This window comes from Desulfuromonas sp. CSMB_57, assembly GCF_020194955.2.
In the GTDB taxonomy this organism is placed as follows: domain Bacteria; phylum Desulfobacterota; class Desulfuromonadia; order Desulfuromonadales; family Syntrophotaleaceae; genus JAFCIY02.
In genome coordinates this window covers 1-771 of record NZ_JAFCIY020000013.1, presented here as the reverse complement: position 1 = coordinate 771, position 771 = coordinate 1, and the positions used below count along the sequence as shown (strand labels likewise).

The window sequence follows — 771 nt, the reverse complement described above, 5'->3', positions numbered from 1 at the left end:
GAAACCGGCGATGAGCAGACCGGCGGCGATCTTCAGGGGCGGACCCGGCACGGTGAACTTGGCGAACACGTAGCCACCCAGCACGCCGGCGGCGCCCCAGGCGGTCAGCACAAAGCCGTACACCTTGCCGATGTAGGTCGGGCCGAAGGAGTCGGCGGCAAAGGCCGGCATAACGGCGAAGCCGCCGCCCAGACCCGCCAGCAGGTAGCAGGCGATGACGGTGAACACGAAGGTGCTGGTCACCGCGGGCAGGTAGAAATACAGGGCCGCCTGGGTGGCGAACAGGCACAGGAAAACGTTTTTACGGCCGATCTTGTCGGACATGGCGGACCAGAACAGACGGCCCAGACCGTTGAAGATGGAGGCCGTGGCCAGCACGCCGCCGCCGAGAACGGCCAGCTGCGCCGGGTCTTCAATGCCGCGGGCGACGCGGAACACGTCCTGGGCCATGGGGGAAAGTTTGGACAGCAGGCCCATGCCGGCGCTGACGTTCAAAAACAGCATGGTCCAGATCATGTACCACTGGGGAGTCTTTTTGGCTTCCGCCCAGGCGAAGGAGTCGGCGGCGGAAACGGTGGTGGCGGAAGGGGTAAAGCCGTCGGGCAGCCAGCCGGCCGGCGGAACCGCCAGAATCAGGGCGGCCAGGGCATTCAATACCAGGTAGACCACACCGAGAAGCATCAGGGCCGAAACCACGCCCATGCTGTTGATCAGGCCGGGAACCAGTTTGCCGATGAAGAAGGAACCGAGACCGAAGCCCATGACCGAAAG

1 protein-coding gene is annotated in these 771 nt (G+C 64.6%); it reads right to left on the bottom strand.

What is annotated here, in order from left to right; translation table 11 throughout:
- Positions 1-771 (bottom strand): MFS transporter (locus JQN68_RS04065; protein ID WP_225073963.1); only part of this gene is annotated, 771 nt, incomplete at both ends.